Below are 25,419 nucleotides of genomic sequence, written 5' to 3'. Positions count from 1 at the left end.
TAACCTATGTTAAGAGTTTCAAATTGCCATTTATGCTGGAATGTTATTTATATATTCATCATCCTGTTCTGCAAATTTGTCCAGCAGCAATTTCAAAACATTGGATATGATAGGATTATGATCATCAATTCGCCAGTTGAGGTACAGGGCCGTTTTGAACGGTACCCCGATAAACCGTACGCCCGGGATTTCATGATATTTATAAGAGTCGGGTAATATAGCTATACCCAAACCTTTTCGTACCAAAGCAATAATTGCCAAACCATATTGAGAACTAAAATGAACATCTGGTATCATATCATAAAAGCGAAAAAATTGTTGGATAATATCACTATAGCTACTCCCCTCATCCTTTACAGGCAGGATAAACTTTTGGGTGTTCAGCCTTTCCTTTAAAATATCTTCTATGCTTTGAAAGGAATGGCCTTCGGGTACAACGACTGAAAGACTATCCGTGTATATCTTTTTTGACCGGATATCTTCAGCACTATTAATATCCCTTGTTATGGCCAGATCTATCTTATAATTTCTGAGAGAATCCTGCCGGTCTTCGTCACGCACCTGCACCAGCTCGATTTGTAACTGCGGCAATGCCGAGGAAATATAACTCAGCAGTTCCGGCATCAATGATGCAGAAATCGAATCCGGGTGCGCTATTCGGATCGCTCCGTTTTCACCTGAATGTATCTGCCGGGCAAACTGGTGAATGAATTCCAACTTGTTAAGCTCCACCTCCCACTTTTCCTGCAGAAATTTACCAGCGGGGGTTAGCCTGACATTTCTTTTGTTTCGATCAAACAGTTGCACACCAAGCTCAGTTTCCAGTGCCTGTATCTGACGGGTCAATGCAGATTGCGAAATATTTATCTTTTCTGCCGTATTCCAGAAATGCAACTCATGCGCAAGCGTCAAAAAATATTTAATCTGCTGAAGATCCATTAATGCAATATATGCATCAGTTCATGATAAATTAGCATTTTATTGCATTTATCGATCTTGTAAATTTGCACTATGGAAAATTTAAATATAGTACGCGTAACATCCTCAGATATAGAGCAACTGCAAAAAATTAGCAGAGATACCTTTATTGAAGCTTTTGCGGAGTTGAACAGTGAAGAAAATATGCGACAATACCTGGAAAGCAGCTTTTCGGAAGACAGATTAAACAGAGAAGTTGGAAACCAATCGTCCCAGTTCTATTTCGCGTTGCTGAACGCTGAAGTTGTAGGTTATCTCAAACTGAATACTGGTGAAGCGCAAACCGATTTAAAGGACGCATCTGGCCTTGAAATTGAGCGGATCTATATTCTTAAAGCTTATTATGGTCAGAGTGTGGGCCAGGCACTCTATGAGTGGGCTGTAAAAATTGCTATAGAATTTAACGCGGAATATCTCTGGCTTGGAGTATGGGAACATAATGAACGGGCGATCCGTTTCTACACCAGAAATGGTTTTGAGGAGTTTGATAAACATGTTTTTTATCTGGGAGATGATGAGCAGACAGATATCATGATGAAGAAAAGGAAACCCTTTCAGCAATGATAGATTTCCTTTTCGCCTGCAATTATTGTAACGCTTTTTTCAATTCAGATGCAGCCTGAAAAATGGCAGACTGGGCTGAAGGAATTTGGCTGAATGGATTTAAAAGCGCCCAGTCATGCACCATTCCATTGTACCTTGTAGCGATCACATCCACACCGGCTTCATCCAGCTTCCTGGCATAAGCTTCGCCCTCATCACGCAGCACATCGTTTTCAGCAGTTAGAATTAGCGCCGGGGGAAGTCCCCTGAGCTCTTCTGTTTTAGCACGTAGTGGTGATACATATTTGCCGCCACGTTTTTTAGCATCGGGCAAATAGTTATTCCAAAACCAGATCATCACATTTCTAGTGAGAATTGGGTTTGCAGCAAATTGCCTGTACGATCCTGTTCCAAAATCAGCGTCTGTAATAGGCCACATCAAAACCTGTAATTTCAGTTCCGGGCCTTTTTTAGCTTTTGCCATTAAAGCTACAACCGTTGCCATATTGCCTCCAGAACTGTTACCGGCAACAGCCAGGCGTTTTCCATCTATGCCCACTTCAGAACCATGTTCAGCAATCCATTTGGTTGCCGAATAAGCCTGATTAATGGCTACCGGGTATTGTGCTTCAGGAGAAAGGGCATAGTTAACAAATACAGCAGCAACCCCTGAAAAGACAACCAGGTCCCTAACCAGGCGCTGACTGGTTTGAAAATCTCCCAGCATCCAGCCGCCGCCATGAAAATAAAGGAAAGCTGGCAGAAGGCCTTTGCTGTCTCCGGGTTTAACGATTGTTAGTTTAACAGTCCCGCCATCCTCAGTGATTGTCTTTTCAAAAACGTTCACACCCGAAAGATCAGCTTTTACAGAGGATTGTACCCCGGAGAGAACCATCTGGGCCTCAGCTGCGGTCATTTTTTCCATAGGTTTCACTGCCTTACCTTTTGAAGCATCTAAGAAGGATTGAATATGCCGATCTATATGAGGCGGTTGGGGAGTTTTGTTCACCTGAGATGAAACGGCAGTGCTTAAAAAGATCCCGAAAAGGATAGCCGCACCTTTTTTATAATAATAGCTTTTGTTGTATGTCCACATGATCAATGTAATTTTAATAAAGATCAGCAGACCATGTAAAAAAAGGGTTATAAAAAAGACGATTATAAATACAAAAATCAATCTTTTTTTAGCTGGCGGAATTGATTAGGAGTAAATTTGGACCGGCTCTTGAAAAAAGCAGAAAAATGATTAGGTTCTTCAAAACCCAGGCAACGTGCGATCTCTGAAACTGACCATGTGGTGCCTTTGAGCAGCTGTCCGGCTTCCTGGATCACACGATCATTGATCAGTTGCATTGTTGTTTGCCCGGTCATTGTTTTCAGCACCTTATTTAAGTGATTCACCTGAACATTTAAGGCTCCTGCAAAATCCCTCGCCGACCGTAAGCGGATCGAACGCCTGTTTAATTCAATAGGAAACTGCTGCTCCAGCAAATCCCTAAACTTTATTGCAATCCTTTCGGATGCTTTAGAAGGATCGGTCTTATTTACCTGCAGCGGCCATTTCTTTTGTGCAGTGTGTATCACTTCCATAACAAGGCTTCGCAACAGGTCGTATTTGAATTCATAATCGCCTGTCAGTTCGCTGTATATTTTCTCAAATAGCGCTTTGAACTGAAACTCCTCAGCTGGCGATAATAGCATTACACCATTATCCTTGTTCCGGAACACCGGACAATCCCTGACAGATCCATACCGGTTGAAAAAAGCTTCTGTAAAAATACATACGAAGCCAGTTTGTTTCGCGCCTGTCCTTTCCCAAAAGAAAGGGATCATTGGATTAGTGAAGGCCAGCACTGTCCCCCTGGCCTCCACAGTCCTGTCGGCATAATGAATGTTACCCTCGGCTTTGACGAGGCTTATCTTAAAGAAATCGCGCCGGCTGTAGCTCACCGGTTTATCCTCAGATCCGGTGAGATCTTCCATTCTGAAAATATTAAAATGTCCTGCAGCTGGCTGCAACAGATCCGGTTCCTGATCATGGACCTGATAAAATTTTTTTAGTTCAAATACGGGAATCATCACCTGAATATATAAAAATCAATCCTTAAAAAAAAGGTCGAAGATATTTTACAGCTTTCTTAGCCCCTTCAGTAAAAACGATACTGATAAATGCAGATTTATGGACGTGTAGCCGGGGGACCCAAGATAGTATCTCCAAAATTAGCCACTACTTTATCTGAGAACTGCATATCATGCTGAAAATTAATAGGTTCTACATTTTCATCAGCGATAACACCTGGCGGCCAGGCAGTATATCAGCGTGATATTGATCTTTAAGAGATCAATATCCAGGATTTTGCGTCAGGTTTTTGTTAAGGTCTCTTTCAGCTTGGGGTATAGGCCAAAGTTCATTTCGCCCCGTTACAAATTGACGCTTCTTATAGATAAAATATCCATTGGCATTCACAGGATAATCTCTGTAACCGGATGGATCATTGGTAAGTTTCATTCCGGTAAACTGCTGATTATTTTCTGAGCTAATAATACCCCATCTTAAACAGTCAAAGTATCTGATACCTTCAAAGGCAAATTCTACCCTGCGCTCTCTTCGTACAATTGTTCTGAGGGCAGCAACATCAGTTGTGGTTACAGGGGGCATATGAACCGCACTTCTTCCTCTCACTTTATTAACCGTTGCGTCTAAAAGTCCCTGATCAATACCTGCGCCGCTTTCTAGCCTTGCTTCAAGGTACCCAAGCAGCACTTCGGCATACCTGATGAGCGGAAAATTATTGCCATCATTATTGGTGCTTGCTACGGCAGGATCATCTTCCAGGAATTTATAGATGGCATAGCCGCTCCAAACTCCCGGATACTGATTTAATCTGTCTGGCAGGTTTGTACCTGGCTTTGCTGAATATACTGCCCCTCTGAACGTGCTGCGATCAGAGATCATGATATTAAAGTCGAGCCGCGGGTCTCTGTTATGATACGGATTACTTCTATCAAACAAGGGGGATTCTGAAATTGTCTTTCCATCAGTGCATTCATAAGTTTCAACAAGTTCATTAAACGGCGAATATTGGTGCCATCCACCCCAGGTTTCCGGAGTGAGGTACTGAAGTAATGCATGATTATAGGTATCCCGGATATATTGCATCGACATAGTGATTTCTCTGCTGCTTTCCCCGGCATTCAGGAAGAGCTCACGGTATCTGGGATCTATTGAATAGTAACCATAATCAATGATAGTTTTATAACTCTGTGCTGCATCCGTCCATTTCTTTTCAGCCAGCTGCAAACGTCCCAGAATGGCAAGTGCCGACGCGGAGGTCATATGGCCCAGGCGGTCACCGGATACAGAAACCGGAAGTGCTGCCGCCGCAGATTTCAGCTCAGTTTCACAAAACCCCCAAACTTCTGACTTTGGGTTTCGGGACACTGAATTAGCCTGGTCTACCGTAAGGAGGTGCAACACCAGTGGGACATCTCCGAAATAAAGCGAAAGATTAAAATAGTTGTAAGCCCTGATGGTCTTCACTTCAGCGATCATCACATTCTTCTGTGCCTCATCCATTACCACGGTACCAATATGATCCAAAAAGTTATTGCACCGCCCTATCTGAACATAGGCCTGTGAGTAATATGACCCGACAAAAGAATAAGCTGAATTGAGCTACCATCGGTAAAGTGATCAGGAATAGATTCTTTTTCAGATCCGTTGCCCGCCATTAAGTCCAGGTTGACCATTGAAGTACCTGCCCAAAAATTATATCCTGTATAGCCAGAACCACTGTCATAAACACCATTCAATGCGAGTGTTGCATCTTTTGCAGTATTCCAGAAGGTAGCATCAGAAATCGTAGACAACGGTTGGGTATCCAGGAGGTTTTTTTTGCACCCTGTGGTTGTACCCAGAACACAGATGAACAGGATAATGATGAACTTAAATGTAGGATGATTTTTCATGTGATTTTTCTTTGATGAGTGATAAGTTGTCTTCGATTAAAGTTTCACGTTAATACCGAAAGTGTAAATAGCAGTAAGCGGGTAAAAATTGGGGGAATCTCCTGAGCTCTGACTATTTTCTGGGTCCCATCCTTTGTAAAAGTCGTTGATGGTGATCAGATTCTGGCCGCCGGCAAAGATTCTTACTTTTTCAAGGTTTATTCTTTTGGTAAGCGCAGAAGGCAGTGTATATCCTACCTGAACATTTTTTAATCTGACGAATGTTCCTGATCTGTTCCAGTAGGAATTAGTCTGAACATTGGAACTGCCCTGGCTCAGGTTAGTGATCCTGGGATAGGATGCATTCCGATCCGGATTTTCGGGCGTCCAGGCATTATCATATTGCCATTGCTGGATATTTCCGCCATTATAATAAGCATAGGCCTGATAAGAGCCCATTTGCACGGTATATCCGCCAAGTCCTGAAAACAGCACTGACAAATCAAAACCTTTGTATCCTGCTGTAAGGTTTAAACCAAAATTGGTTCCATATCAATTTAATTTTTGATCACCATTTGATCAGTTCTTTTTGAATGACTGCCTGAATTTCAACGGGGAAAGATTGGTTTCCTTTTTAAAAAGTTTGCTGAACGACTGAGGGTGCTCAAAGCCCAGTTCGTACGCAATCTCACTGATTGATAGGTCCGAGCCACTTAATTTTTCTTTTGCTTTTTCGATCAGTTTTTCATGGATATGCTGCTGAGCGCTCAACCCGGTCAATACCTTTAATAACCTGGTCATATATTTCGGAGAAATATTTAGCTCATCTGCGAGATAATTCACCGTAGGAAGACCATTTGTAATCAGGTCATCGCTATCAAAATAAGAGGATAACAACTCCTCTATCTTGCTCAGCACTTTATGGTTTGCCTTTTTTCGTGTAATAAATTGCCGGTTATAAAAACGCTCCGAGTAATTGAGGAGCGTTTCCAGTTGAGAAATAATGATATTCTGGCTGTAGGCATCAATATTCGCATGGTATTCGTGCCTGATATTTTCGAGGACCCCCTGCATAAAATCCTCCTCCTTTTTTGATACGAAAAGCGCCTCATTGATGGCATAGCCAAAAAAATCGCACTGCCTGATTGATTTGGCAAGCGCCGTGTTCCATAGGAAATCCGGATGTATCAATAACATCCAGCCCGCTTTATCAGCGGGCTCATTCGGATCTCTTTCAACACTGAACACCTGCCCGGGTGCGATAAAAAACATGATACCTTCATCAAAATCATACTCCTGCTGCCCGTATTTGATCATCGCACCTATATTTCTTTTCATAGAAATAAAGTAAAAATCAAACACCCAGCTTTTACCCTGATATTCTGGCAGCATATGAACTTCAGCATAATTAACGACGCTGATCAGCGGATGTTCTGGTGCGGGGAGGTTGCGGGTACGATGAAACTCCGAGATCGTTTTAACCCTTTGGATGTCCTTCATCGTTATTATTCCTGTTTGTATGCTGCTGCAAAGTCTTTAGCAAAATCCTCTAACTTTACTTTACCAAGCCGGGGTTTGTTGCGGTAATAGTCTTCGTACAATTCTCCAGTGCCCTGGCTGTGTTGCATTTCGACGAAACCATCTGCGATTTGGGGATTAAAGCCTATACCTAACCATGTGTTACGTAACTGATCATCTGATATCACAGACCATTGCAGATCAGGTTTCCCAATAGCCTCGCCAAGTGCCTTCGCTGCCTCATTCGGAGAAAATTCGTCACTGGCTACATAAGTCACTGTCCGGTTTTCAAATGGTGTCCCGATGGCATCTGCGATCGCTACAGCAATATCTTTCGGCGAAGCCCAGGGTTCTTTCTGGTCGCCGCCGTAATTTGAAATAATAGCGCCTTTTGATTTGATGTTCCTTACAAAAGAAAGCATGTTGTTATAAAATCCTACCGGACGAACAGTTTTAATGATGACATCAGCAGGGAGCTCTTTTAAGATATTTTCTACATTATGATGGAATATCAGAATACCATTCCCTCTATTCATATGTGCACCAATACTGCTTAAATGAACGATGTTCCTGATACCAGCTCTTTCTACTGCTTTCTTGTAGCTATTGCCAATTCTGTTAATGGTTCCGATAAAGTCCACATTCCGGTCAAACATGTCACCTGCGGCGTCCAGTGTTTCCATGAGATAGACAACGTCAGCACCTTCAAAAATTTCAGCAAGAAATGCTCCATCCTCCATCTCGCCAATGGCTGCGCTGGCACCCAGTGCTTCAATCTCTTCCCGTCTTTCAGCTTTGCTGCTGATTACAGTTACTTCATGTCCGCTATTTACTAAGCCTTGTGTAAGTGGTTTACCAACATTGCTGATAGAACCTGTTAAAATGATTTTCATAATTCTAATTATTTGTTGAGACAAAGTTCAGTATGCGGGCTCAGAGCGATTTAGCCTAATGGTGCCATTTCGTAGCCAAAGGTTATATTTTAGACTTACCGGATGTCCTCGCTTAAACCGGCTGTCCAGTAAGCTGTTGCGCGCAGTTCCTCCCGGGATAACCTCAACTGTTCTGCAGCGTATTTTCGCAACTGTGTAACCATACTGTTTTCACCTGCGATCCAGACACAGCGGGACCCTAACGCAGGATCCGGAAGTTTGATGCTCTTCATTGCATTCCATAGCAGTTCGCTCTTCTCTGCGGGATTACCATCCCTGCTAAACCAGCGTAGCGTTATATTGCTCATGCTCCTGATATTTAAGATATCAGCAACGCTGCCAACTTCCAGCAGAGCGACCCCATGCTTATCCGCTGGCATAGCTTCAAGCATGGATGCAATGGCAGGTAAAGCTGTTTCATCACCGGCTAATAAATACCAGTCTGACCAGAAAAATGATTTCCCGGTTTTAATCGCGATGCCCAACTCGTTACCTGTTACAGCGCGATTTGCCCAGGCCGACGCAGGCCCATTGTCACCGTGCATAACGAATTCAACATCCAGCGTTCCCGAGTCACGATTTATTCGCCTCACTGTATAAGTACGGGCAACAGGTTTGCTGATCATATCAGGCCAGATGGCCCTGCCGGAGGACATATCTGGTTGAATAGCCGCCGCAGATGCATCTTTGGGAATAAATAATTTGAAGTGAGCGCCCGGATTTATGGGGCCGATACTTTTGAAAAGATCATTTTGAAGGCTGATGCAGCGCAGATGTGGTGAAACATCCTTTACAGCACTGACTGTGGTTTTTAAATAAAGCGCTTGTCTTTTAAATCTTGTTGTTTCCATGAAGTAAAGGTCGCTGGCTATATTTTTGAAAACATTGATCGAGATCAAATATTCAGGCTTGAAGCCTGAACCTACCGGGAACTTCCTGGCTGGTAATATTGATAGCGTTTGATTATTATGCAATGAGCTTAGATCTCTTTTCGGTATTCTTCGGCGTTTATTCGGCGGCGGGATGACGATGTTAGTGGCGATCTTTACATTTTATAAACCAGAAATTTGATCCCTCTTAAACTTGAAGACATCTCAAAGCGCTATCTTAGTATCTCAGCATGTCATAAAGATGTTAAGTAAAAGTATTTTAATGTATAACCAGCTAAGTGACTATGTAACCTCCTGCGTTAGCATTAGTGAGGATGATCTAAAGTTGGTCCTCTCCTGCTTTAGGCCATTGTCTGCTAAAAAGAAAGAGTTGATAGAAATAGAAGGGGATCCGGTAAAGCGGATGTACTTTGTGGTGAAGGGATATCTGCGCATCTATTTCTTAAAACCTGACGGAGCCGAAGTAACCCGCAGGTTTGCGTTTGAAAAAAGGTTCTCTACCTGTTTGGTATCCTTCGTCACCGGCGAAACCCTTGTGGAAAGTACGCAGGCTATTGTGGATTCAGAGTTACTTTTTATCAGCCGGAAAGATTTCTATCATCTTGTAGAAACAATTCCGGCCTGGGAAAACTTTTATAGAAAATATTTAGAAGGTGCATATGTGACCAATACCAACCGCCTGCAAAGGTTTATTACACTTGATGCATCACAACGTTATAAGTTGCTGCTTCAGGAGAATCCGGAAGTGATCCTTCGCCTGTCTAATAAGCTTGTAGCAAATTACCTGAACATTTCGCAGGAAGCGCTAAGCAGGATCAAATCAAAAGTTTGACCGAGTTGGATTATATGTTGGATCTCAGCCAAAACGATAAAAAAATGCCTGAATCAAAAAATACCGCAGCAGAGTTAATATTTAAAACTGATATTATTGTGATTGGAGCAGGCCAGGCCGGGCTTTCATCTGCTTATTATCTAAAGCAGCATGGACTTACTGAAGGTCGTCAATTTGTGATTGTAGACCAGTCGCCACAACCCGGAGGAGCCTGGCAATACAGGTGGCCATCGCTCACGCTCAGCACTGTAAATGGTATACACGATTTGCCTGGCCTCTCCTTCTCCAGTACCCTGGACATTCCTGCTTCGGAAGTAAAAGCAAGTACTGCCGTTCCGCATTACTTCACAGCGTATGAAAAGAAATTTGATTTTCATGTATACCGGCCGGTCAAAACCAATCTTGTCTGCAACCAGGCTGACCGGTTTCGCATAGAGACCGATCACGGACTGTTTTCTGCAAGAGGCATTATCAATGCAACCGGCAGCTGGGAGGCTCCGTATATTCCTCATTACCCCGGATCAGAGTTCTTTAAAGGCATCCAGCTACATACTAAAGATTATCAAACTGCTCAGGACTTTCTGGGCAAACATGTGATCATTGTAGGCGGGGGTATATCTGCGATCCAGCTGCTTGATGAAATTTCCAGGTTGACCACAACGACCTGGGTAACGCGCAGTGAGCCCAACTTCCGTGAAGGACCATGGCTGGAAGAATACGGACGGGCCGCCGTACAAAAAGTAGAGGACCGTGTAAGACAAGGGCTTCCACCCGGATCAATCGTATCAGTCACTGGCCTTCCTCTTACTCCTGCAATTGAGCAGATGAAAGCCCGGGGCGTGCTCCAGCGCCAGCCGATGTTCAGCGAAATTACTTCAGACGGAGTGCGATGGGCTGATGGCCGTCACATTGCCGCCGATGTTATTTTATGGTGCACAGGCTTTCGCAGCGGCTTGGATCACCTGGCACCTTTAATGCTTCGTGAAGACAACGATGGAATTCTCATGGGAGGAAGATTAGCCACACAAGTGATGAAAGATCCACGGGTTCATCTGGTAGGTTATGGCCCTTCAGCCTCAACCATCGGTGCCAACAGAGCAGGAAGAGCCGCCGCCACAGAGCTGATTGCTCATCTTGGATTATAACTCCTTCACCATCCAGATCGTACATGCAAAGTGACCTGAATTTCCCAAAGCACCATCCAGGGCTTTAAAGCCTGCCTTTTCATAAAGGCTTACCGCTTTGGCCAGCTGGGGGAATGATTCCAGGTACAAATGCGTGTAACCCATTTCCTTTGCGGCTTCATAACATTTATCCATCATCATTTTACCGATGCCTCTGCCGCGCGTAGCGTTGGTAAGATATAGTTTTACGAGTTCTGCATAACCTGAAGGCAATCCCGCCGTTGGAAATATGCCGCAACCACCGATTAATACGCCATCTTCTTCAGCTACAAAGTAGCAACTGCCGGGCGTCTCTTCAAACAATTGGAAAAGCCTATCGGTATCAGGGTCAGAATATACGGTACCGATCTTAGGCACATCAAACTCTACCAGTGATGCGCGGATAATACGCGCCAGTTCTTCATTATCTTCTTTTTTTATACTTCTTAAGGTAACTGACATATTTATTTTGATAATTAGTATTTGTAAAGATTATTTTCTCGACTCATCCGCGGCCATAATAACTTTGGCGCGCTGGTAAAAACTCTGTACTTCCATCTGCTGCTCCACTTCTGCCATGGCTTTCATCAGGTTATTTTCAGTTTCGGTCAGCTGCTCTGCGGCGGCGATCATTACTTCCCAAACAGGCTCCATCCGTTTGATCAGCGATCTTCCTTTTTCGGTTAACTGAATCATGCGTTTTCGCTCATCGGATTTGTCCTTCCCGGATTTGATCAGTTTTTGTTTTTCGAGTTCTTTCAGTAAACTGATCGTAGAGGGATGTGAGTAGCCAATTTCTGCGGACACTTCAACAACACTCAGTATTGGTTTAACATGCAGCGTGTACATGACGGGAAACCATTTGGGTTCAAAATCGATACCATTTGCCTTATAAATCAGCACACCATCTTTTCTTATCTGCTCAGCAAGACGCTGCAGGCGTGCGGCAATGGCCAAAATGCCTAATTCGTTGATAATATTCATTGTACGGCTGATTGATCCTGGTGTATTTGATAAAACATGTTGTCGGTAAGCATCAAAGGAAAATATGGCGGCAACTCACTGACAGTGATCGGCGTAAAACCATTGCGTTCATAAAATCGATGTGCTGCTTTTAACTGGTGTACCGTACCTAAATAGATGTGCATGATCTCTTTTTCATGGCAGAACTGAAGTAACGTATTCAGCAACAGCTGGGCTGTGCCCAACTCCTTTCCACGGTATTCCTTTTTAACGAACATCTTGCGGATGCAGCCCGATTGGTGGCCACTGTTGATCAATGCAATTGTCCCCACTAACTCATCTCCTAAAAAAGCACCCCAGAAATTGCCGCCCCCCTGGTGGTAGTTGGTTTCAATATCCAGTAAATCGAGCTGCTGATTGATGGTAATGGTCAGGTTAAACTCTTTTTGCTGGATGGATAAAATCAGGTCAATGATCTGATCACAATGATCGTTAAAAATGGGTTTGATGTTCAGCGTATTTTTCATACAATTCTATTTACGTTCAAATATATGTATCTGACTACACATATTCTAACGTTTTATATTTTCTTACATAAGAATGAGATTGCTCCAATTAATCAGCCATAAGCACCTTAGGAGACAGAAAACATTATGCGCAACTCGCTTTTTGGATAATCTATTCAGAGAAATGGACTATCGGCTGTTCAGGTAGTTCCCCACTTTTGTACAGTTAACAAGATATTCAATAAACTGGTTAGCATGTTTCATTCAAACCTATTCATACAAAAATCAAGGCAGAACAACTTAGAGAAACGGTAGCGCTCATTACCGGAGCGTCCAGTGGAATTGGACAGGCAACTGCAATTCGTTTGGCCGCAGCAGGTGCACAGGTAGTACTGGTTGCACGGCGTAAGTCACGTTTAGAGCAGTTAGAGCAAAAAATTAAGGCAGCAGGCGGAACAGCTTATTCCATAGTGGCTGACTTAACATCAGCTGCTGAAGCATCTGAAGTGATAGAAAAAACTATAGCGCAGTTTGGAAGACTGGATACACTCGTGAACGCAGCTGGGGTAATGATGAACGGCCCATCTATAGCATCTCCACTAGATGAATGGGATCAAATGGTCAACATAAACTTGCGCGGCTTGATGTATATCACTAAGGCCGCTTTACCGCAGCTTTTGGCTGCTGTGGGTACAAGCCAACGAAAAGTTGCCGACGTTGTGAATATTTCATCAGTGTCTGGTCGGGTAGCGGCGCCTGCAGTGGCTATCTATACCGCAACTAAATTTGCGGTCACCGCTGCAACCGAGGCCTGGAGGCAGGAATTCACAAAACAGTCTTTACGATTCTCAGTGATTGAACCTGGCGCTACCGTTTCAGAACTTTTTGATGCAAAGGACGGTCAGTGGGAAGGGTTTAGATCCATGTTCGGTGAAGTGGAACGTTTACACGCTGAAGACATCGCAGAGGCTGTTACATTCATTGTAACCAATCCAAGACGTGTTGCCATTAACGAAGTGCTGATCCGTCCTACCGATCAGGCCTAGCTTATCCTGCGTTTTAGACATCGAATGGCAAGCTAAACCAGCTGGTTTGTTTGCCATTTTTTCTTTGATCACATCACTGAGTATGCAGAAAACCTGATCACATTTTGTAACTTAACAAAAGTATAACCGGGCACCAGAATTTGCTGCAAATAGATTGTACAAATAAAATATAAATCATGAAAAACCAACAAGGTCCCTATCTGATAAAATCCATCAGGGAACTGCACCAGTTCTGGGGCTTGCCAAAACCCAGAAATCCATTGGTGAGTGTGTTTCAGCTGGAAGATACTGTTCCTACACATACATTACCGGAAATACACATGTTCGACTTTTATGCGATTTCCATCAAAAAAAATTTTGAGGGCAGCATGAAATATGGACAGAAATACTACGATTTTGATTCAGGTGTCATGTCCTTTGTATCGCCGTATCAGGTCATGTCACATCAGCAGGGGGATTCTTCACCAAAGGAAGGCATAAGCCTGGTTTTCCATCCGGACTTTCTGGCCGGTTTTACTTTAGCCCGCCTGATCAGAAACTGTGGTTTCTTTTCTTATCAGCTAAGTGAAGCCCTTCATCTTTCAGACGAGGAAGAGCAAATAGTGGGAACTATTCAAAAAAACATTGAAACAGAGTACAAGTCCAACATTGATAATTATAGTCAAAAGGTAATTATCGCTCAGATCGAGCTGCTGCTGCAGTACGCTGATCGGTTTTATAATCGCCAGTTTATCACCAGAAAAGTTGCCAACGACGATATATTAGTGCGACTGGAAGAGATCCTTTCGGGTTATTTCAATACAGATGCTCCATTACAAAATGGCTTGTTGACTGTGCATTACATATCGGATCAGTTGAATATCTCAACCAACTATTTAAGCGACATGCTTAGAAGTATAACCGGCCAGAGCACGCAACAACACATACACAATAAGCTGATCGATAAAGCCAAGGAACTGCTGACAACTACCAATTTGTCAGCGAGAGAAATTGCTTATCAGCTGGGATTTGAATACCCTCAATCTTTTAATAAGTTGTTTAAGAAGAAAACGGACTTGTCTCCGCTTGAATTCAGACAAACATTCAACTAACAAGATTTAATTTCAGCTGTGCTGCCAGCAATATCCACCGCCTTTAACCATCCGCTTGCATCTGGCACCTTTTTTTGTTGTGCCTTTGCATTGTGAACTGGTGGCACTGATACTTCGTGACCTGGGCGCAGCGTAGGCCTTAACGGCAGAACTTGCATGACCAGAGCTGCCGGAAGAGCAAACTCCGCAGATTCCTCCTGAATTACAATGGCCGCAATAATTACATGATGAGCAAGCGCTGCAGTTTGCACTTCCTCTGCAGGTAGCATGACGTTTATCAATTGTTGTCTTTGCTTTCTTAGCCGAGGAGCTGGTAAAAGTCAAAAGACTGCAAAAAAGTATTACAAGACCAATATTCTTCATAAGCAGTATAAGATTTTAATTGTAAGACAAAATAATGATTATTCTTGAATTATTCTGAAATCCATTAGGATATCGTACAGATGCAACTTATCTTGACAACGCGCCATCACCCGGCAATTTATTCACGTTATTAGCAATCCATCATGAACGCAATTGTAATCTCCCGTCCGGGAGCAGCAGAAGTATTAGAGCTACGGCAATATCCCACCCCTGTGCCTGCAGCAGATGAAATTTTGATCAGAGTAAAAGCAGCAGGACTTAACCGTGCCGACCTGGCGCAACGTGAAGGTAATTATCCGCCTCCGGCTGGTGTCCCACAGGATATCCCGGGTATGGAGGTTGCTGGAATCGTAGAAAAATGCGGACCTGAAGTTACACTATGGAAAGAGGGCGACCATGTATGTGCCCTGATTGCCGGTGGAGGTTATGCTGAATATGTGGCCGTAAAAGAAGGGCAATGCTTGCCGGTTCCTGTTAATTTCTCCTTTGCAGAAGCAGCCAGCCTGCCGGAAACTGTATTTACAGTATGGTCAAATATTTTTGAGCGGGGAAGCCTGAAGCCAGGTGATACCCTGCTCATACATGGGGGAAACAGTGGCATAGGCATCACAGCCATACAGCTTGCCAAATTGTTTGGTGCTAAAGTATGGGTCACAGTAGGTTCTGAAGAAAAAGGCACACAATGTATCAACCTTGGTGCAGATGCATATGTAAATTACAAAAGCTCCGATTTTGAAGAAATATTAAAGGATGAAGGCGTCGACGTAATATTAGATATGATTGGCGGGGATTATTTCGCAAAAAATATCAATATACTTCGCCCGGAGGGAAGGTTGGTGTATATCAATTCCGTCGGCGGTAAAAACGTGCCCTTAAATATTACTCAAGTGATGACCAAAAGGCTAACCGTTACGGGTAGTACGCTAAGAAGCAGAGATTATGCATTTAAAAAAGCCCTGACGTCGGCCATACTCGAAAAGGTTTGGCCTTTAATGAACGGCGGCAAGTTCAAACCCGTAATCTACAAGACATTTCCTTTAGCGCGGGCAGCGGATGCGCACAGATCGCTGGAAGAAGGCAGTCACACAGGGAAAATAATTCTACTGAGCAATTGAAGAATCTAAACAATTCCAGCTCATCCTTCGTAAAATCACGATATATCGGTATTTTTGTTACTGTCCTGTTTCCCTAAAATATTATATATTAACGGAATAACCAATGGCCTGAAAGTTGAATAAGTATACCATTTCATCCTATCCGGCATTAGCTTAAATATCATATGCACTACAGACTTTTACAATATCTCTTGCTTCTTTCGGCTGCATTTTTACTGATCCTGCTGGCACGTCGTGTGAAGATCGCATATCCCATATTTCTGGTGCTTGCCGGTCTTGCCATCAGTTTCATTCCCGGCATGCCGGTTATCAATATAGAGCTGGACCTGATCTTCCTGATTTTCCTGCCGCCTTTATTGTATGAAGCAGCCTGGTGGACCTCCTGGAATGACTTCTGGAAATGGAAAAGACCAATTGCGCTGCTTGCATTTGGACTGGTATTTTTCACCTCTACTGTTGTAGCATACCTGACTTCAAGCTTTATTCCCGGTTTTACCCTGGCAACAGGATTCCTGCTGGGCGGCATCATCTCCCCTCCTGATGCCATAGCGGCATCCTCGGTGTTGAAAGGAATAAAGGTACCTAAACGCATTACAACCATTCTGGAAGGAGAAAGCCTTGTAAATGACGCATCAAGTTTAACTGTATTCCGTTTTGCACTGGCGGCGGTGGTCACTGCCGGTGGTTTTTCTTTTCAGGAAGCAGCCATCAGTTTTGTCACGGTGACGGTCATGGGAATAGTGGTAGGTTTGGTGGTCGCACATATCGTTTATCTGATTCACCGCTTCTTACCAACCACAGCAAGTATAGATTCTGCTTTTACCATCATCTCGCCCTATCTGATGTACCTGGCAGCAGAGGAATTTCATTTTTCAGGCGTAATGGCCGTGGTTAGCGGGGGACTCTTTCTTTCCTATCGCTCTCACGAAATCTTTTCAGACGGCCAGAGCCGCCTGCAGACCATCAATGTCTGGGCCACCCTTTCCATTATTCTCAACGGACTGGTCTTTGTAATGATCGGCCTTGGATTGCCCACAATTGTAGCAGGGCTTGGTGATTACTCCCTTGCACAAGCCTGGACATATGGCTTACTGGTCAGTGCGCTTGTGATCCTCATCAGGCTGATTTGGATTTATCCGGGTACCTTTATTCCCCGCTGGCTGTTTAAAAAAGTGCGTAAGAATGAAGCACCGCCGGGATGGAAAGGCGTTTTTGTAATCGGCTGGGCCGGGATGCGTGGTGTGGTTTCTCTTGTTGCAGCGCTTTCACTTCCGCTTACGCTGGATAACGGACAGCCGATGCCGGAAAGAAACCTGATTATCTTCATCACCTTCGTGGTCATACTCGTTACGCTGGTTTTCCAGGGCCTGACCTTGCCATTTATTATTAAGGCATTGAAAATTAAAGAAATAGACCCAATGATGCCGGAAGAGCAGCAGGAAACAGAAATTCGGTTAAGGCTAACAAAAGTGGCGCTGAAACAGCTCGAGGATAAACATCAGGCTGAACTGGAACAGAATGCACTGTTGCTGGGAGTAAAAGTCGATCTTGAAAATCATCTGAAGCATAATCATCTGAAACTGGACTGTATGGATTGTGCCGTAAGAGATCAACAGGAACTACATGTTTACAAGCGTGTACTCAAAGACATTTATCATGTGCAACGTTCTGAACTTTTCCATATTCGAAAGGAAAAGAACTACTCTGATGAAGCAATACGGAGCGAAGAAATGCAGGTTGATATTGCTGAGGTAAAGATCTCAGACAGGCAATAAATGAATATTTGTCAAAAAAACAGCTCATAATTGAAATATGAACCTCTCGTAGCTGATGATTCAAGGTGTTGTAACTCATCATTCAAATTGCGCATGATTGGGGCAAAAGTTAAAGATAAAATGAGGGTGCACATAAGTTTATGGTACACCCTCTGATATAACCTGGTCCTCAAATATTGTCTTACTGAGCAGGATCGCTAAGTGAAAATGGTTTATCATTTTCAGCCAGTCCGCGCTTAAGCGCTGGCTGCGCCGTCATTTCCAGCTTCAACGTTCCCCCATTAACAATATCTCCATGTGTAATGTAATTGTGCGTAAAAGCCTTTCCGTTTAAGGTTGCAGCTTTGATATATACATTTTCCCTGCTGTTGGAGGGGGCTTCAATGATAAACTTTTTACCGTTTTCCAGGTTCAGCGTGATCTTCTTAAAGACCGGGCTTCCCAGCACATACTGATCTGTTCCCGGGGTAACGCTATAGATCCCCATTGCACTCAGCACATACCATGAACTGGTCTGCCCCTGATCTTCATCGCCCGGATAGCCATTCTCGGTAGCGTTGTACAATCTGCTCATGATCTCCCGCGTATGAAACTGTGTTTTCCAGGGCTGCCCTGCATAGGTATACAGGTATGCCATGTGTTGTATCGGCTGGTTCCCATGCGCATACTGCCCCATATTGGCCATCACCATCTCTGTCATTTCATGGATCATGCCCCTGTAACTCCCAACATTTACCCTGCTGGGCTCAGAAAAAACAGAATCCAGTTTTGCGGTAAAGTTGGCATTGCCGCCCATCAAACCGATCAGGCCATGGATATCCTGGAATACAGACCACTGCCAGTGCCATGCATTGCCTTCAGTAAAAGGGCCGCCCCACTCTACAGGATCAAAACCGGGAGCCCAGTTGCCTGCGGCATCTTTCCCGCGCATAAACCTTGTTGAAGGATCGTATACATTTTTATAATTATACATCGGCTTTTTAAAAATCTCTGCATAACCAGGTTTCCCCGTCATTTGAGCCAGGTGGTATCCGCAGAAATCATCATAGGCATATTCCAGGGTTTTTGCCGTAGCTTCCCGGAACTGCGGATAAGGCACATATCCCAGTGCATCGTATTCCTTCCATCCGTCGCGACCGTTAGCCGGGCCCCATGGACCTTTATTTTTAGCTTCATGCAAATACGCTTTTAGCGCCAATTCAGGATCAAAAGTATGGATACCTTTTGCCCAGGCATCCGCCAGTAAGGATATTGCATGATTGCCAATCATACTACCTGCCTCACTTGGGAACGACCAGGAGGGCAGCCAGCCGCATTGCTGGTAGGCATCCAGCAGGGCATTCATATACCGGCCATGCATTTCTGGCTGCAAGAGAGTGTTCAGCGGGAACTGGGCCCTGAAGGTATCCCAGAAGCCTGTATCCGTAAACATATACCCATCGTGTATTTTGGCATCATAGGGACTGAAATAATACGGTTTCCCGTCCTTGCCCAGCTCATAAAATTTCCTTGAAAACAGGCTTGCCCTAAAAAAACAGGAATAGAAAGTAGCTTTATCTTCTTCAGATCCTCCTTCAACAAGGATCTTTCCAAGCGACCGGTTCCAGACGGCTGCGGCTTTTGCTTTGGTGTCTTCCAGCGTTTGATCCTTGCCCAGCTCAGTGCTTAGATTAAGTGCCGCCTGTTCATCACTGATATAGGAAGAAGCTACTTTTACCTGTACTCTGACTCCTGCCTCAAACTCAATGTAAGCACCTTTCCCCTCCCCTTCGGCGGCAAGGGCTTTTTCCTGCACCGTATTCTTTCGGTTTTCCCAGGTTCCGAAAGATTTAAAAGGCTGGTCAAATACAGCAACAAAGAAATTCCGGAAACCTTTTTTAAAACCTTCGCCATTATGTACATAGCCGCTGATCTTATGCTCCGCAGGATAGATCTGCACACCGCTGAGCCCTGTATAACCATCCAGCACCAGAAAGCTTTTCTTGCCTTTGGGATAGCTGAAACGCAGATGAGCCCCGCGTTCTGAAGGAGAGATCTCCGTTGTGATCTGATTTGCAAAACGCACTTTATAATAATTGGGTTTCGCGGTTTCATCAGCATGGCTGAATTGCGCTTCACGTTCATTCTCATTTACAGTGAGCTGATCTGTCATTGGCATAAAGGAAAATACCGCGTAATCCCGCGTCCATGAACTGCACTGATGTGCCTGCTGAAAGCCACGGATACGATCTTTGTGGTACTGGTACTTCCAGCCATCCCCGTTTTTTCCGGTTTGAGGACTCCAGGTATGCATACCAAAAGGCAGTGCAGTAGTCGGATAAGTATTGCCCCTGGTCAGTTCGTGCCGGGAGTTTGTGCCCTGCAGGGTATTGACGTAGCTTACCAGATCTTTTTGCTGGGCAAAGGCAGCAGAACTGTATAACATGATAAAAATGACCGGCTTGAGTTTCGTTAGCATATATCTGTATTTAAGGCAGGTTAAATCTTACCAGCCAGGATTCTGAACCAAAAGATTATCTGAATTTACATCTTTTGACGGGATTGGAAATAAATAATGTCGTTTATTGAAAACCCTTGTTTCAAATGGTACAACCTGTAAAAAATCCGGCAGATCGGCACCGATATTTAAGCCTGTGATGGGGCCGTTATCCGTTTGCTCGGCAATTTTCCAGCGGCGTGTATCAAAAAAACGAACGTTCTCAAAGCATAGTTCTACCCTGCGTTCTTTCCTGATCGCCAAACGCATGGCCGCCTGGTCGCCCGGAGCAGAAAGACCTGCCGAACCGTATTGCGGGATACCTGCCCTTTCCCGGATCAGGTTCAGATACCTGAGGATATCCGGATCACCCGGAGTGGATTCATTCAGGGCCTCCGCATAATCCAGGTAAACATTAGCCAGTCGGTACAGTATCACCGGGCGGTTGTTTTCGTCCCATTTGCCCAGTCCCATCGCCTTGCGCACTACATATCCGGTAGGGCAATAATCACCTCCCCCTGTTTTTTTACCTGAGTTACCGGTATTGTACAATCTTGTGGTAATCAAACCATTGTTTACGTTTAACCAGATGCTGTTGTCGTAGGTAATATTTACATAAAAGCGTGGCTCGCGGTTCACCCACTGGTTATACGTGCTTCTCGCTTCAGGCGCACCAACTGGTTTATAATCTGTATAACCCGAGGTCACATAACCTGATGAAGCATCATCAATGCTTTTACCGTTGGCCATAAAAAACGCATCTACCTGCACCTGTGTGGCACCCAGTGCTCCCGAGGCACGGGAATCCGAGTTAAAGCCGCTGTGATAGGGTGTCATTTCATACTGGCGCGGCCCGATCGAAGAGCCGGGGCGTGCAAAGATTACCTCCGAATTCCATTGTACCAGGAAAACATTTCTGCAGGACAGGTAAGCAGCCAGTGCAGGGTCTGCATTGCTTTCTTTGTACAGGCTGTAGGTACTGCCAAACTGGGCAAGGTATTCTTTATACGCATCACTGGCTTTCTTCCATTTGCTGGCATCAAAGGTGCTGCTCAGCAGTTGTTTGCCATCTTTATTCTGCAGCGAAGAGAGATCACTGTTTCCGTTATAAAGCGGACTGGCATTTAACAGCAGTGCCTGTGCCCTGAAAGCCATGGCTATGCCTTTGGTGATACGACCGTAATTATTGTCATTCACAGGAACAACCGGCAGGTCCGCAGCAGCAGCCTGCAGCTCAGTAGTGATATAGCTGATACACTCATCAAAGGTATTACGGGGCAAACGGAAGCTGTCTGCGGGGGCGTCAGGCTCAATCACATTTTCACCAAGGATCACCACCGGCCCGTATAAACGTACCAGGTAAAAGTAATAGATGGCCCTCAGTGCGCGCGCTTCAGCCTTGTACTGGGTGATGATCGCCGGGGTAATATCCTGGTTCACCTTATCAATATTGGCCATAAAGAAACTGGCAGAGCGGATGGACTTATAGAAATTGTTCCAGTACCCGCTCACAAACCCTGAGTTTGAATCCCAGTTGCCCAGGTTCATGCTGTTGCTTTGTACAAAACTCCAGAGGAATTCGGCTTCGTCAGATCCGCCGGTCCACATCCCTGCATTGGACTCGCCCGCAGGGTTCCTCTGCCCAAATTCATCAGGGACACTGGAATATACATTATTGAGGAACTTCTCCGCGGTAGCACGCGTGGTAAAGGTTTGATCAAGGGTTAACCTGTCATCAGGAACCTGATCCAGAAATCCCTTTTTACAGGAAGTTGCCACAGTGAGGCACAGTATTACAGCGGTATAAATATATCTTTTCATATCAGTAGCATTAAAATTTAACATTGAGACCGAGTGACAGGGTAGCATTGATCGGATATTTGGAACCATCAGCGGTATTGTTGCTGTTATTGGTATTCAGTTCAGGGTCCCAAAGTTTGAAGCCGCTCCAGGTAAACAGATTGGCCCCGATCAGGTAGATTGCCGTGTTGCCCACATGCAGTTTTTTTGAAAGGTCTTTTGGCAGGTTATAGCTCAGCTGTGCCGATTTCAGGCGGATAAAATCTACTTTTTTGATCCACCACGAACTGTTCTGTGTATTATTGAAATTCTGGTCCTGCCCAAAGGCTAAACGCGGATAAAAGGCATCCTGCCGTGGATTTTCCGGTGTCCAGCGGTCTGAAATAATCGCATAGGCATTGCTCAGCCCGCCGTTACCGTTAAAGGGCTGTATGGCAGATCCGCCGAGGGCGATATCAGCACCGCTGATCCCCTGGAAGAAAGTGCTGAGCCCAAAGCCCTTGTATCCTACATTAAACCCAAACCCGTAAACTTTATTGGGCACATCGCCTCGTCCGATCTTGGTCTGGTCAAAGGAGTTGATCAGTCCATCCCCGTTCAGGTCGGCATATTTGATATCCCCCGGTTTAATGAGTGATTTTGATCCGGGAACCGGACTGGCGTCAATTTCTGCCTGACTGCTAAACAGTCCCAGTGCCTGATAGCCATATCTTGCCAGGATGTTATTGCCCCGGTGGTTCAGCCATGGATAAGGCTGCGGAGGCAGGTCATCTTCAATCAGTTTATCCCTGGTATAGGTGAAGGTTCCGTGAAAACCTACGTCTACCTGCCCCAGTTTGGCATTATAATCTAAAGTAAGGTCAATGCCCCGGTTATCTACGATACCAAGGTTTCCGTATGGCTGCGATACCAGTCCCACATAACCCGGAATGGACTGCCGCTGCAGGAAGATCCCTGTTCTGTTCTCCTTAAAAAGATCCACGATCAGGCTCAGGTTGTTGTTCAGCGTCTTGATCTCCATGCCCAGGTCCTGCTTGCGCGATTCAGCCCAGCGGATATCCACACCATAATCGCTTACCTGGATACCGCCCGGGTTATTGAAATTCTTGCCCAGCTGGTATCCCGTAGCCCCGTCAGATACGAGGGTAAGGTAGGCAAAGCGCCGTCCTACAAGACTGGAATTTGCAATCCTGCCAATCCCGGTTTTCCCGTCAGAATACCTGAATTTCAGGAAATTGATGACATTTTTTAAAGGCTTAAAGAACTCCTCATTGGAAGGCACCCAGCCTACGCCAAATGCGGGGAATGTGCCATACCTGTTCTGTGGTGAGAACAACTCGGTACCATTATAGCCGATGTTCAGCTCTGCAAAATATCTGTCATCATAGGAATAGGTGGTACGGGCGGCAAGGCCGATCTGCCGGAAAGGAATAGAAGAAGTAAAATCTCCTGCAAAAGGATAAGTCTGATCGATCGAATAACCCAGCACCAATCCGCCAAGGCGGTGTTTTCCATAAGTCCGGTCGTAATTCACCGCCGCCTCATTATAAAACTGGCGGTTACCATCTCTTGAAGGATCATATCCCAGATAATTCTGCGTGCTGGTATAAGTTTGCTGCAGGTTTAGTGTCCCATCCGGTTTATAAGGTGAATCCGTGCCCGGTACATTTACCGGGAAGAAGGTGCTCTGGCGTTTAGACCGGTTTACATCGTTGCTGTTTTTTGAATCAAATGCCAGCATGGCTGTTGCAGTCAGCCCTTCGGTGATAAACTTCAGGTCCTGTGTGAGCCTTAAATTTGTGTTGAGCAAACTCTCAAATTCTGTTCTGTAGCCACGGGTGGTTAAATCTGCATAGGGATTCCTGAATCCTCCGTTGGAGGATTGCCCGGGAACAAATCCACCGGGATACATGATCGGATAAGCTACCGGTGAAGCGTCCAGCGCAGAACGGAATATATCTGCCGTGTTGATCGAGGGGTAGTTTCCGGTAGAAACATAGCCCTGGATACCCAGATCTAACTTTGTAGTCCCTGTTAATTTAAGGTTCAGGTTGCTCGTAAAATTATAGCGTTTAAAATTCAGGTCTGAATTGTACTGGGAAAGGTCGTCAGTTTTGAGGTAGCCCGTTTCGTTGTAATAGGCCAGGGAAACATAATACTGAGCGTTATCTACCCCGCCCGAAGCATTCAGGTTAGCCCTCCTGGTATGACTGTATTTGTTAAACAGAGCATCAATCCAGTCTACATTCGGATATAACAGCGGATCTGCGCCCGAGGCCGTTTTGTTGATATAATCCTGCGTATAGGCTGCCGGCAAGCCCCGGCCAAGACTGGCCTCGTTGGCGAGGTTCATATAGGTAATCCCATCGGCCAGTTCAGGGCGCTTGGTAAAGGTAGTCACCCCCTCATTGTAGTCGAACAGGATTTGTGGTTTGCCCACTTTACCTACTTTGGTTTTTACGATGATCACCCCATTTGCGCCCCTTACACCATATACTGCTGTGCCCGAAGCATCTTTCAGTACGGTGAAGGATTCGATATCCTCAGGATCAATGTTATCAATGGATCTTTCAACCCCGTCCACCAGTACCAGCGGACTGCTTGAATTCCCGCCAAAAGTGGCGATCCCGCGGATAAAGATATCAGCAGTAGTCCTGCCCGGCTCGCCGCTCCGCTGTACTCCTACTACGCCGGCAAGCCTTCCTGCCAGGGACTGTGTTACACTTGCTACCGGCTGTTTAAGTTCGGTTCCGCTGATGGTAGACTGGGCACCGATCAGCGACACTTTGCGCTGTACACCAAAGCCCACTACGGCAACCTCTTCCAGTGCATTGTTGTCTGGTTTAAGCTGCACAGCGATGGTCTTCTGCGTGCCTACCGTAATTTCGCTGCTCTGGTATCCCACATAGGTGATCACCAGTACCGAAGCCTGGGAAGGTACAGTAATGCTGAAGCTGCCGTTTACATCTGTGGCCGCTACGAGCTGTGTTCCCTTTACTCTTACACTCGCTCCGGGAATGGCCACGCCACCCTCATCCTTCACAATACCACGGACAACAATATCAGCGGCTTTTGCGGCATAACCCGCGTTTTTAGACAGCAGAATCGTTTTATCAATAATATTATAAGTAACATCCAATGGCCTGAGACAGGAGGATAAAGCCTCTTCAAGCGTAGCGTTGCTCAGGTTAACGGATACTATTTCTGTGGCCGGGTCAAAATCATTGCTGAGGAAAACATATCCGGTCTGACTTTTGATGCTTTTTAAAGCTGCAGAAAGCGGCTGGTTACGCTGTTTAAGGTTTATTCTTTGCGCCACAACGGAAGCGCTTGCCTGTACAAGGGCTATCATGAGAATGAAAGTTGTAAGTTTCATGATCAATAGCAGTTTAGGGCATATCTTTAGTTTAGACACACCGGGGTAAAAAGCATTTATTTTCATACTTTTGAATGGGTTTGGGTTAATGCAGGAAATTCAGG

At 44.9% G+C, this 25,419-nt stretch carries 23 protein-coding genes; 7 read left to right on the top strand and 16 right to left on the bottom strand.

What is annotated here, in order from left to right:
- Positions 1–30 precede the first annotated feature (30 nt).
- Positions 31–939, bottom strand: a complete 909-nt coding sequence (locus tag FN831_RS05325) for a LysR family transcriptional regulator (protein WP_142527165.1) — start codon at positions 937–939, stop codon at positions 31–33.
- A 72-nt stretch (positions 940–1,011) separates the two neighbouring features.
- Here FN831_RS05325 and FN831_RS05320 point away from each other — a divergent pair, with 72 nt between their 5' ends.
- Positions 1,012–1,542 (top strand): GNAT family N-acetyltransferase, encoded by a 531-nt coding sequence (locus tag FN831_RS05320; protein WP_142527164.1) that lies wholly within the window; start codon positions 1,012–1,014, stop codon positions 1,540–1,542.
- Between the two features lie 22 nt (positions 1,543–1,564).
- On the opposite strand, the gene FN831_RS05315 is transcribed toward FN831_RS05320, so the two are convergent.
- From FN831_RS05315 to FN831_RS05280, 8 genes are all read right to left on the bottom strand, one after another.
- Positions 1,565–2,617 (bottom strand): alpha/beta hydrolase, encoded by a 1,053-nt coding sequence (locus FN831_RS05315; RefSeq protein ID WP_142527163.1) that lies wholly within the window; start codon positions 2,615–2,617, stop codon positions 1,565–1,567.
- Positions 2,618–2,694: 77 nt separating this feature from the next.
- Positions 2,695–3,504, bottom strand: a complete 810-nt coding sequence (locus FN831_RS05310) for a helix-turn-helix domain-containing protein (RefSeq protein ID WP_221931275.1) — start codon at positions 3,502–3,504, stop codon at positions 2,695–2,697.
- 358 nt (positions 3,505–3,862) lie between these two features.
- Complete coding sequence (locus FN831_RS05305) at positions 3,863–5,122, bottom strand: RagB/SusD family nutrient uptake outer membrane protein (protein ID WP_246101349.1); 1,260 nt, start codon at positions 5,120–5,122, stop codon at positions 3,863–3,865.
- A 17-nt stretch (positions 5,123–5,139) separates the two neighbouring features.
- Positions 5,140–5,490, bottom strand: a complete 351-nt coding sequence (locus tag FN831_RS05300) for a RagB/SusD family nutrient uptake outer membrane protein (protein WP_142527160.1) — start codon at positions 5,488–5,490, stop codon at positions 5,140–5,142.
- Between the two features lie 36 nt (positions 5,491–5,526).
- A complete protein-coding gene (locus FN831_RS05295) occupies positions 5,527–5,970 on the bottom strand; it encodes a hypothetical protein (protein ID WP_142527159.1) in 444 nt (147 codons plus the stop codon).
- Between the two features lie 78 nt (positions 5,971–6,048).
- Positions 6,049–6,969 carry a helix-turn-helix domain-containing protein gene (locus tag FN831_RS05290; protein WP_142527158.1) on the bottom strand — a complete coding sequence of 307 codons (921 nt, stop codon included), beginning with the start codon at positions 6,967–6,969 and terminating at the stop codon, positions 6,049–6,051.
- Positions 6,970–6,974: 5 nt separating this feature from the next.
- The gene (locus tag FN831_RS05285) at positions 6,975–7,880 is read right to left on the bottom strand and encodes an SDR family oxidoreductase (protein ID WP_142527157.1); all 906 of its coding nucleotides are present in this window, start codon (positions 7,878–7,880) and stop codon (positions 6,975–6,977) included.
- A gap of 95 nt (positions 7,881–7,975) precedes the next feature.
- Positions 7,976–8,770, bottom strand: coding sequence for a siderophore-interacting protein (locus FN831_RS05280; RefSeq protein WP_142527156.1), 795 nt, complete (start codon positions 8,768–8,770; stop codon positions 7,976–7,978).
- A gap of 301 nt (positions 8,771–9,071) precedes the next feature.
- Here FN831_RS05280 and FN831_RS05275 point away from each other — a divergent pair, with 301 nt between their 5' ends.
- Together FN831_RS05275 and FN831_RS05270 are read left to right on the top strand one after the other, a co-directional pair.
- Positions 9,072–9,641 carry a Crp/Fnr family transcriptional regulator gene (locus FN831_RS05275; RefSeq protein ID WP_142527155.1) on the top strand — a complete coding sequence of 190 codons (570 nt, stop codon included), beginning with the start codon at positions 9,072–9,074 and terminating at the stop codon, positions 9,639–9,641.
- Positions 9,642–9,685: 44 nt separating this feature from the next.
- Positions 9,686–10,786, top strand: a complete 1,101-nt coding sequence (locus FN831_RS05270) for an NAD(P)-binding domain-containing protein (RefSeq protein WP_221931274.1) — start codon at positions 9,686–9,688, stop codon at positions 10,784–10,786.
- Here the strand turns inward: FN831_RS05270 and FN831_RS05265 are convergent.
- Genes FN831_RS05265 through FN831_RS05255 form a run of 3 tightly spaced genes read right to left on the bottom strand, consistent with a single transcriptional unit; the run spans position 10,781 to position 12,294 of the window.
- Entirely contained in the window at positions 10,781–11,266 is a 486-nt protein-coding gene (locus FN831_RS05265) for a GNAT family N-acetyltransferase (protein ID WP_142527153.1), read from the bottom strand. The two genes, FN831_RS05270 and FN831_RS05265, sit on opposite strands and share 6 nt — an antisense overlap.
- 30 nt (positions 11,267–11,296) lie before the next feature.
- Positions 11,297–11,788 carry a MarR family winged helix-turn-helix transcriptional regulator gene (locus FN831_RS05260; RefSeq protein ID WP_142527152.1) on the bottom strand — a complete coding sequence of 164 codons (492 nt, stop codon included), beginning with the start codon at positions 11,786–11,788 and terminating at the stop codon, positions 11,297–11,299.
- Positions 11,785–12,294, bottom strand: coding sequence for a GNAT family N-acetyltransferase (locus FN831_RS05255; protein WP_142527151.1), 510 nt, complete (start codon positions 12,292–12,294; stop codon positions 11,785–11,787). Before FN831_RS05255 ends, FN831_RS05260 begins: the two co-directional genes overlap by 4 nt.
- A 251-nt stretch (positions 12,295–12,545) precedes the next feature.
- Between FN831_RS05255 and FN831_RS05250 the strand changes: the two genes are divergently transcribed.
- Together FN831_RS05250 and FN831_RS05245 are read left to right on the top strand one after the other, a co-directional pair.
- Positions 12,546–13,319 (top strand): SDR family NAD(P)-dependent oxidoreductase, encoded by a 774-nt coding sequence (locus tag FN831_RS05250; protein ID WP_317132077.1) that lies wholly within the window; start codon positions 12,546–12,548, stop codon positions 13,317–13,319.
- Between the two features lie 176 nt (positions 13,320–13,495).
- Positions 13,496–14,410 (top strand): helix-turn-helix domain-containing protein, encoded by a 915-nt coding sequence (locus tag FN831_RS05245; protein ID WP_142527149.1) that lies wholly within the window; start codon positions 13,496–13,498, stop codon positions 14,408–14,410.
- A gap of 12 nt (positions 14,411–14,422) precedes the next feature.
- Here FN831_RS05245 and FN831_RS27625 read toward each other — a convergent pair whose 3' ends face one another.
- Positions 14,423–14,773, bottom strand: coding sequence for a DUF5763 domain-containing protein (locus FN831_RS27625; RefSeq protein WP_221931272.1), 351 nt, complete (start codon positions 14,771–14,773; stop codon positions 14,423–14,425).
- 143 nt (positions 14,774–14,916) lie between these two features.
- On the opposite strand from FN831_RS27625, the gene FN831_RS05235 reads away from it, so the two are divergent.
- Positions 14,917–15,888 (top strand): NAD(P)H-quinone oxidoreductase, encoded by a 972-nt coding sequence (locus FN831_RS05235; RefSeq protein ID WP_142527148.1) that lies wholly within the window; start codon positions 14,917–14,919, stop codon positions 15,886–15,888.
- Between the two features lie 164 nt (positions 15,889–16,052).
- Entirely contained in the window at positions 16,053–17,663 is a 1,611-nt protein-coding gene (locus FN831_RS05230; protein WP_142527147.1) for a Na+/H+ antiporter, read from the top strand.
- Between the two features lie 181 nt (positions 17,664–17,844).
- Here FN831_RS05230 and FN831_RS05225 read toward each other — a convergent pair whose 3' ends face one another.
- The 3 genes from FN831_RS05225 to FN831_RS05215 are packed head-to-tail and all read right to left on the bottom strand — an operon-like array spanning position 17,845 to position 25,315.
- Positions 17,845–20,121, bottom strand: coding sequence for a GH92 family glycosyl hydrolase (locus FN831_RS05225; RefSeq protein ID WP_142527146.1), 2,277 nt, complete (start codon positions 20,119–20,121; stop codon positions 17,845–17,847).
- 27 nt (positions 20,122–20,148) lie between these two features.
- Positions 20,149–21,960, bottom strand: a complete 1,812-nt coding sequence (locus tag FN831_RS05220; protein ID WP_142527145.1) for a RagB/SusD family nutrient uptake outer membrane protein — start codon at positions 21,958–21,960, stop codon at positions 20,149–20,151.
- 10 nt (positions 21,961–21,970) lie between these two features.
- On the bottom strand, positions 21,971–25,315 hold the full coding sequence (locus FN831_RS05215) for a TonB-dependent receptor (protein WP_221931271.1): 3,345 nt from the start codon (positions 25,313–25,315) through the stop codon (positions 21,971–21,973).
- Between the last annotated feature and the right edge of the window lie 104 nt (positions 25,316–25,419).

It is taken from the genome of Pedobacter westerhofensis (genome assembly GCF_900182595.1).
Lineage (GTDB): Bacteria > Bacteroidota > Bacteroidia > Sphingobacteriales > Sphingobacteriaceae > Pedobacter > Pedobacter westerhofensis.
The sequence above is the reverse complement of the archived record's forward strand: the minus strand, read 5'-3'. Positions and strand labels throughout refer to the sequence as shown.

Coding starts and splice junctions, on each gene's coding strand:
- FN831_RS05325 (WP_142527165.1), bottom strand. CDS start 939: ATGGATCTTCAGCAGATTAAATATTTTTTGACGCTTGCGCATGAGTTG.
- FN831_RS05320 (WP_142527164.1), top strand. CDS start 1,012: ATGGAAAATTTAAATATAGTACGCGTAACATCCTCAGATATAGAGCAA.
- FN831_RS05315 (WP_142527163.1), bottom strand. CDS start 2,617: ATGTGGACATACAACAAAAGCTATTATTATAAAAAAGGTGCGGCTATC.
- FN831_RS05310 (WP_221931275.1), bottom strand. CDS start 3,504: ATGGAAGATCTCACCGGATCTGAGGATAAACCGGTGAGCTACAGCCGG.
- FN831_RS05300 (WP_142527160.1), bottom strand. CDS start 5,490: ATGAAAAATCATCCTACATTTAAGTTCATCATTATCCTGTTCATCTGT.
- FN831_RS05290 (WP_142527158.1), bottom strand. CDS start 6,969: ATGAAGGACATCCAAAGGGTTAAAACGATCTCGGAGTTTCATCGTACC.
- FN831_RS05285 (WP_142527157.1), bottom strand. CDS start 7,880: ATGAAAATCATTTTAACAGGTTCTATCAGCAATGTTGGTAAACCACTT.
- FN831_RS05280 (WP_142527156.1), bottom strand. CDS start 8,770: ATGGAAACAACAAGATTTAAAAGACAAGCGCTTTATTTAAAAACCACA.
- FN831_RS05275 (WP_142527155.1), top strand. CDS start 9,072: ATGTATAACCAGCTAAGTGACTATGTAACCTCCTGCGTTAGCATTAGT.
- FN831_RS05270 (WP_221931274.1), top strand. CDS start 9,686: ATGCCTGAATCAAAAAATACCGCAGCAGAGTTAATATTTAAAACTGAT.
- FN831_RS05265 (WP_142527153.1), bottom strand. CDS start 11,266: ATGTCAGTTACCTTAAGAAGTATAAAAAAAGAAGATAATGAAGAACTG.
- FN831_RS05260 (WP_142527152.1), bottom strand. CDS start 11,788: ATGAATATTATCAACGAATTAGGCATTTTGGCCATTGCCGCACGCCTG.
- FN831_RS05255 (WP_142527151.1), bottom strand. CDS start 12,294: ATGAAAAATACGCTGAACATCAAACCCATTTTTAACGATCATTGTGAT.
- FN831_RS05245 (WP_142527149.1), top strand. CDS start 13,496: ATGAAAAACCAACAAGGTCCCTATCTGATAAAATCCATCAGGGAACTG.
- FN831_RS27625 (WP_221931272.1), bottom strand. CDS start 14,773: ATGAAGAATATTGGTCTTGTAATACTTTTTTGCAGTCTTTTGACTTTT.
- FN831_RS05235 (WP_142527148.1), top strand. CDS start 14,917: ATGAACGCAATTGTAATCTCCCGTCCGGGAGCAGCAGAAGTATTAGAG.
- FN831_RS05230 (WP_142527147.1), top strand. CDS start 16,053: ATGCACTACAGACTTTTACAATATCTCTTGCTTCTTTCGGCTGCATTT.
- FN831_RS05225 (WP_142527146.1), bottom strand. CDS start 20,121: ATGCTAACGAAACTCAAGCCGGTCATTTTTATCATGTTATACAGTTCT.
- FN831_RS05220 (WP_142527145.1), bottom strand. CDS start 21,960: ATGAAAAGATATATTTATACCGCTGTAATACTGTGCCTCACTGTGGCA.
- FN831_RS05215 (WP_221931271.1), bottom strand. CDS start 25,315: ATGAAACTTACAACTTTCATTCTCATGATAGCCCTTGTACAGGCAAGC.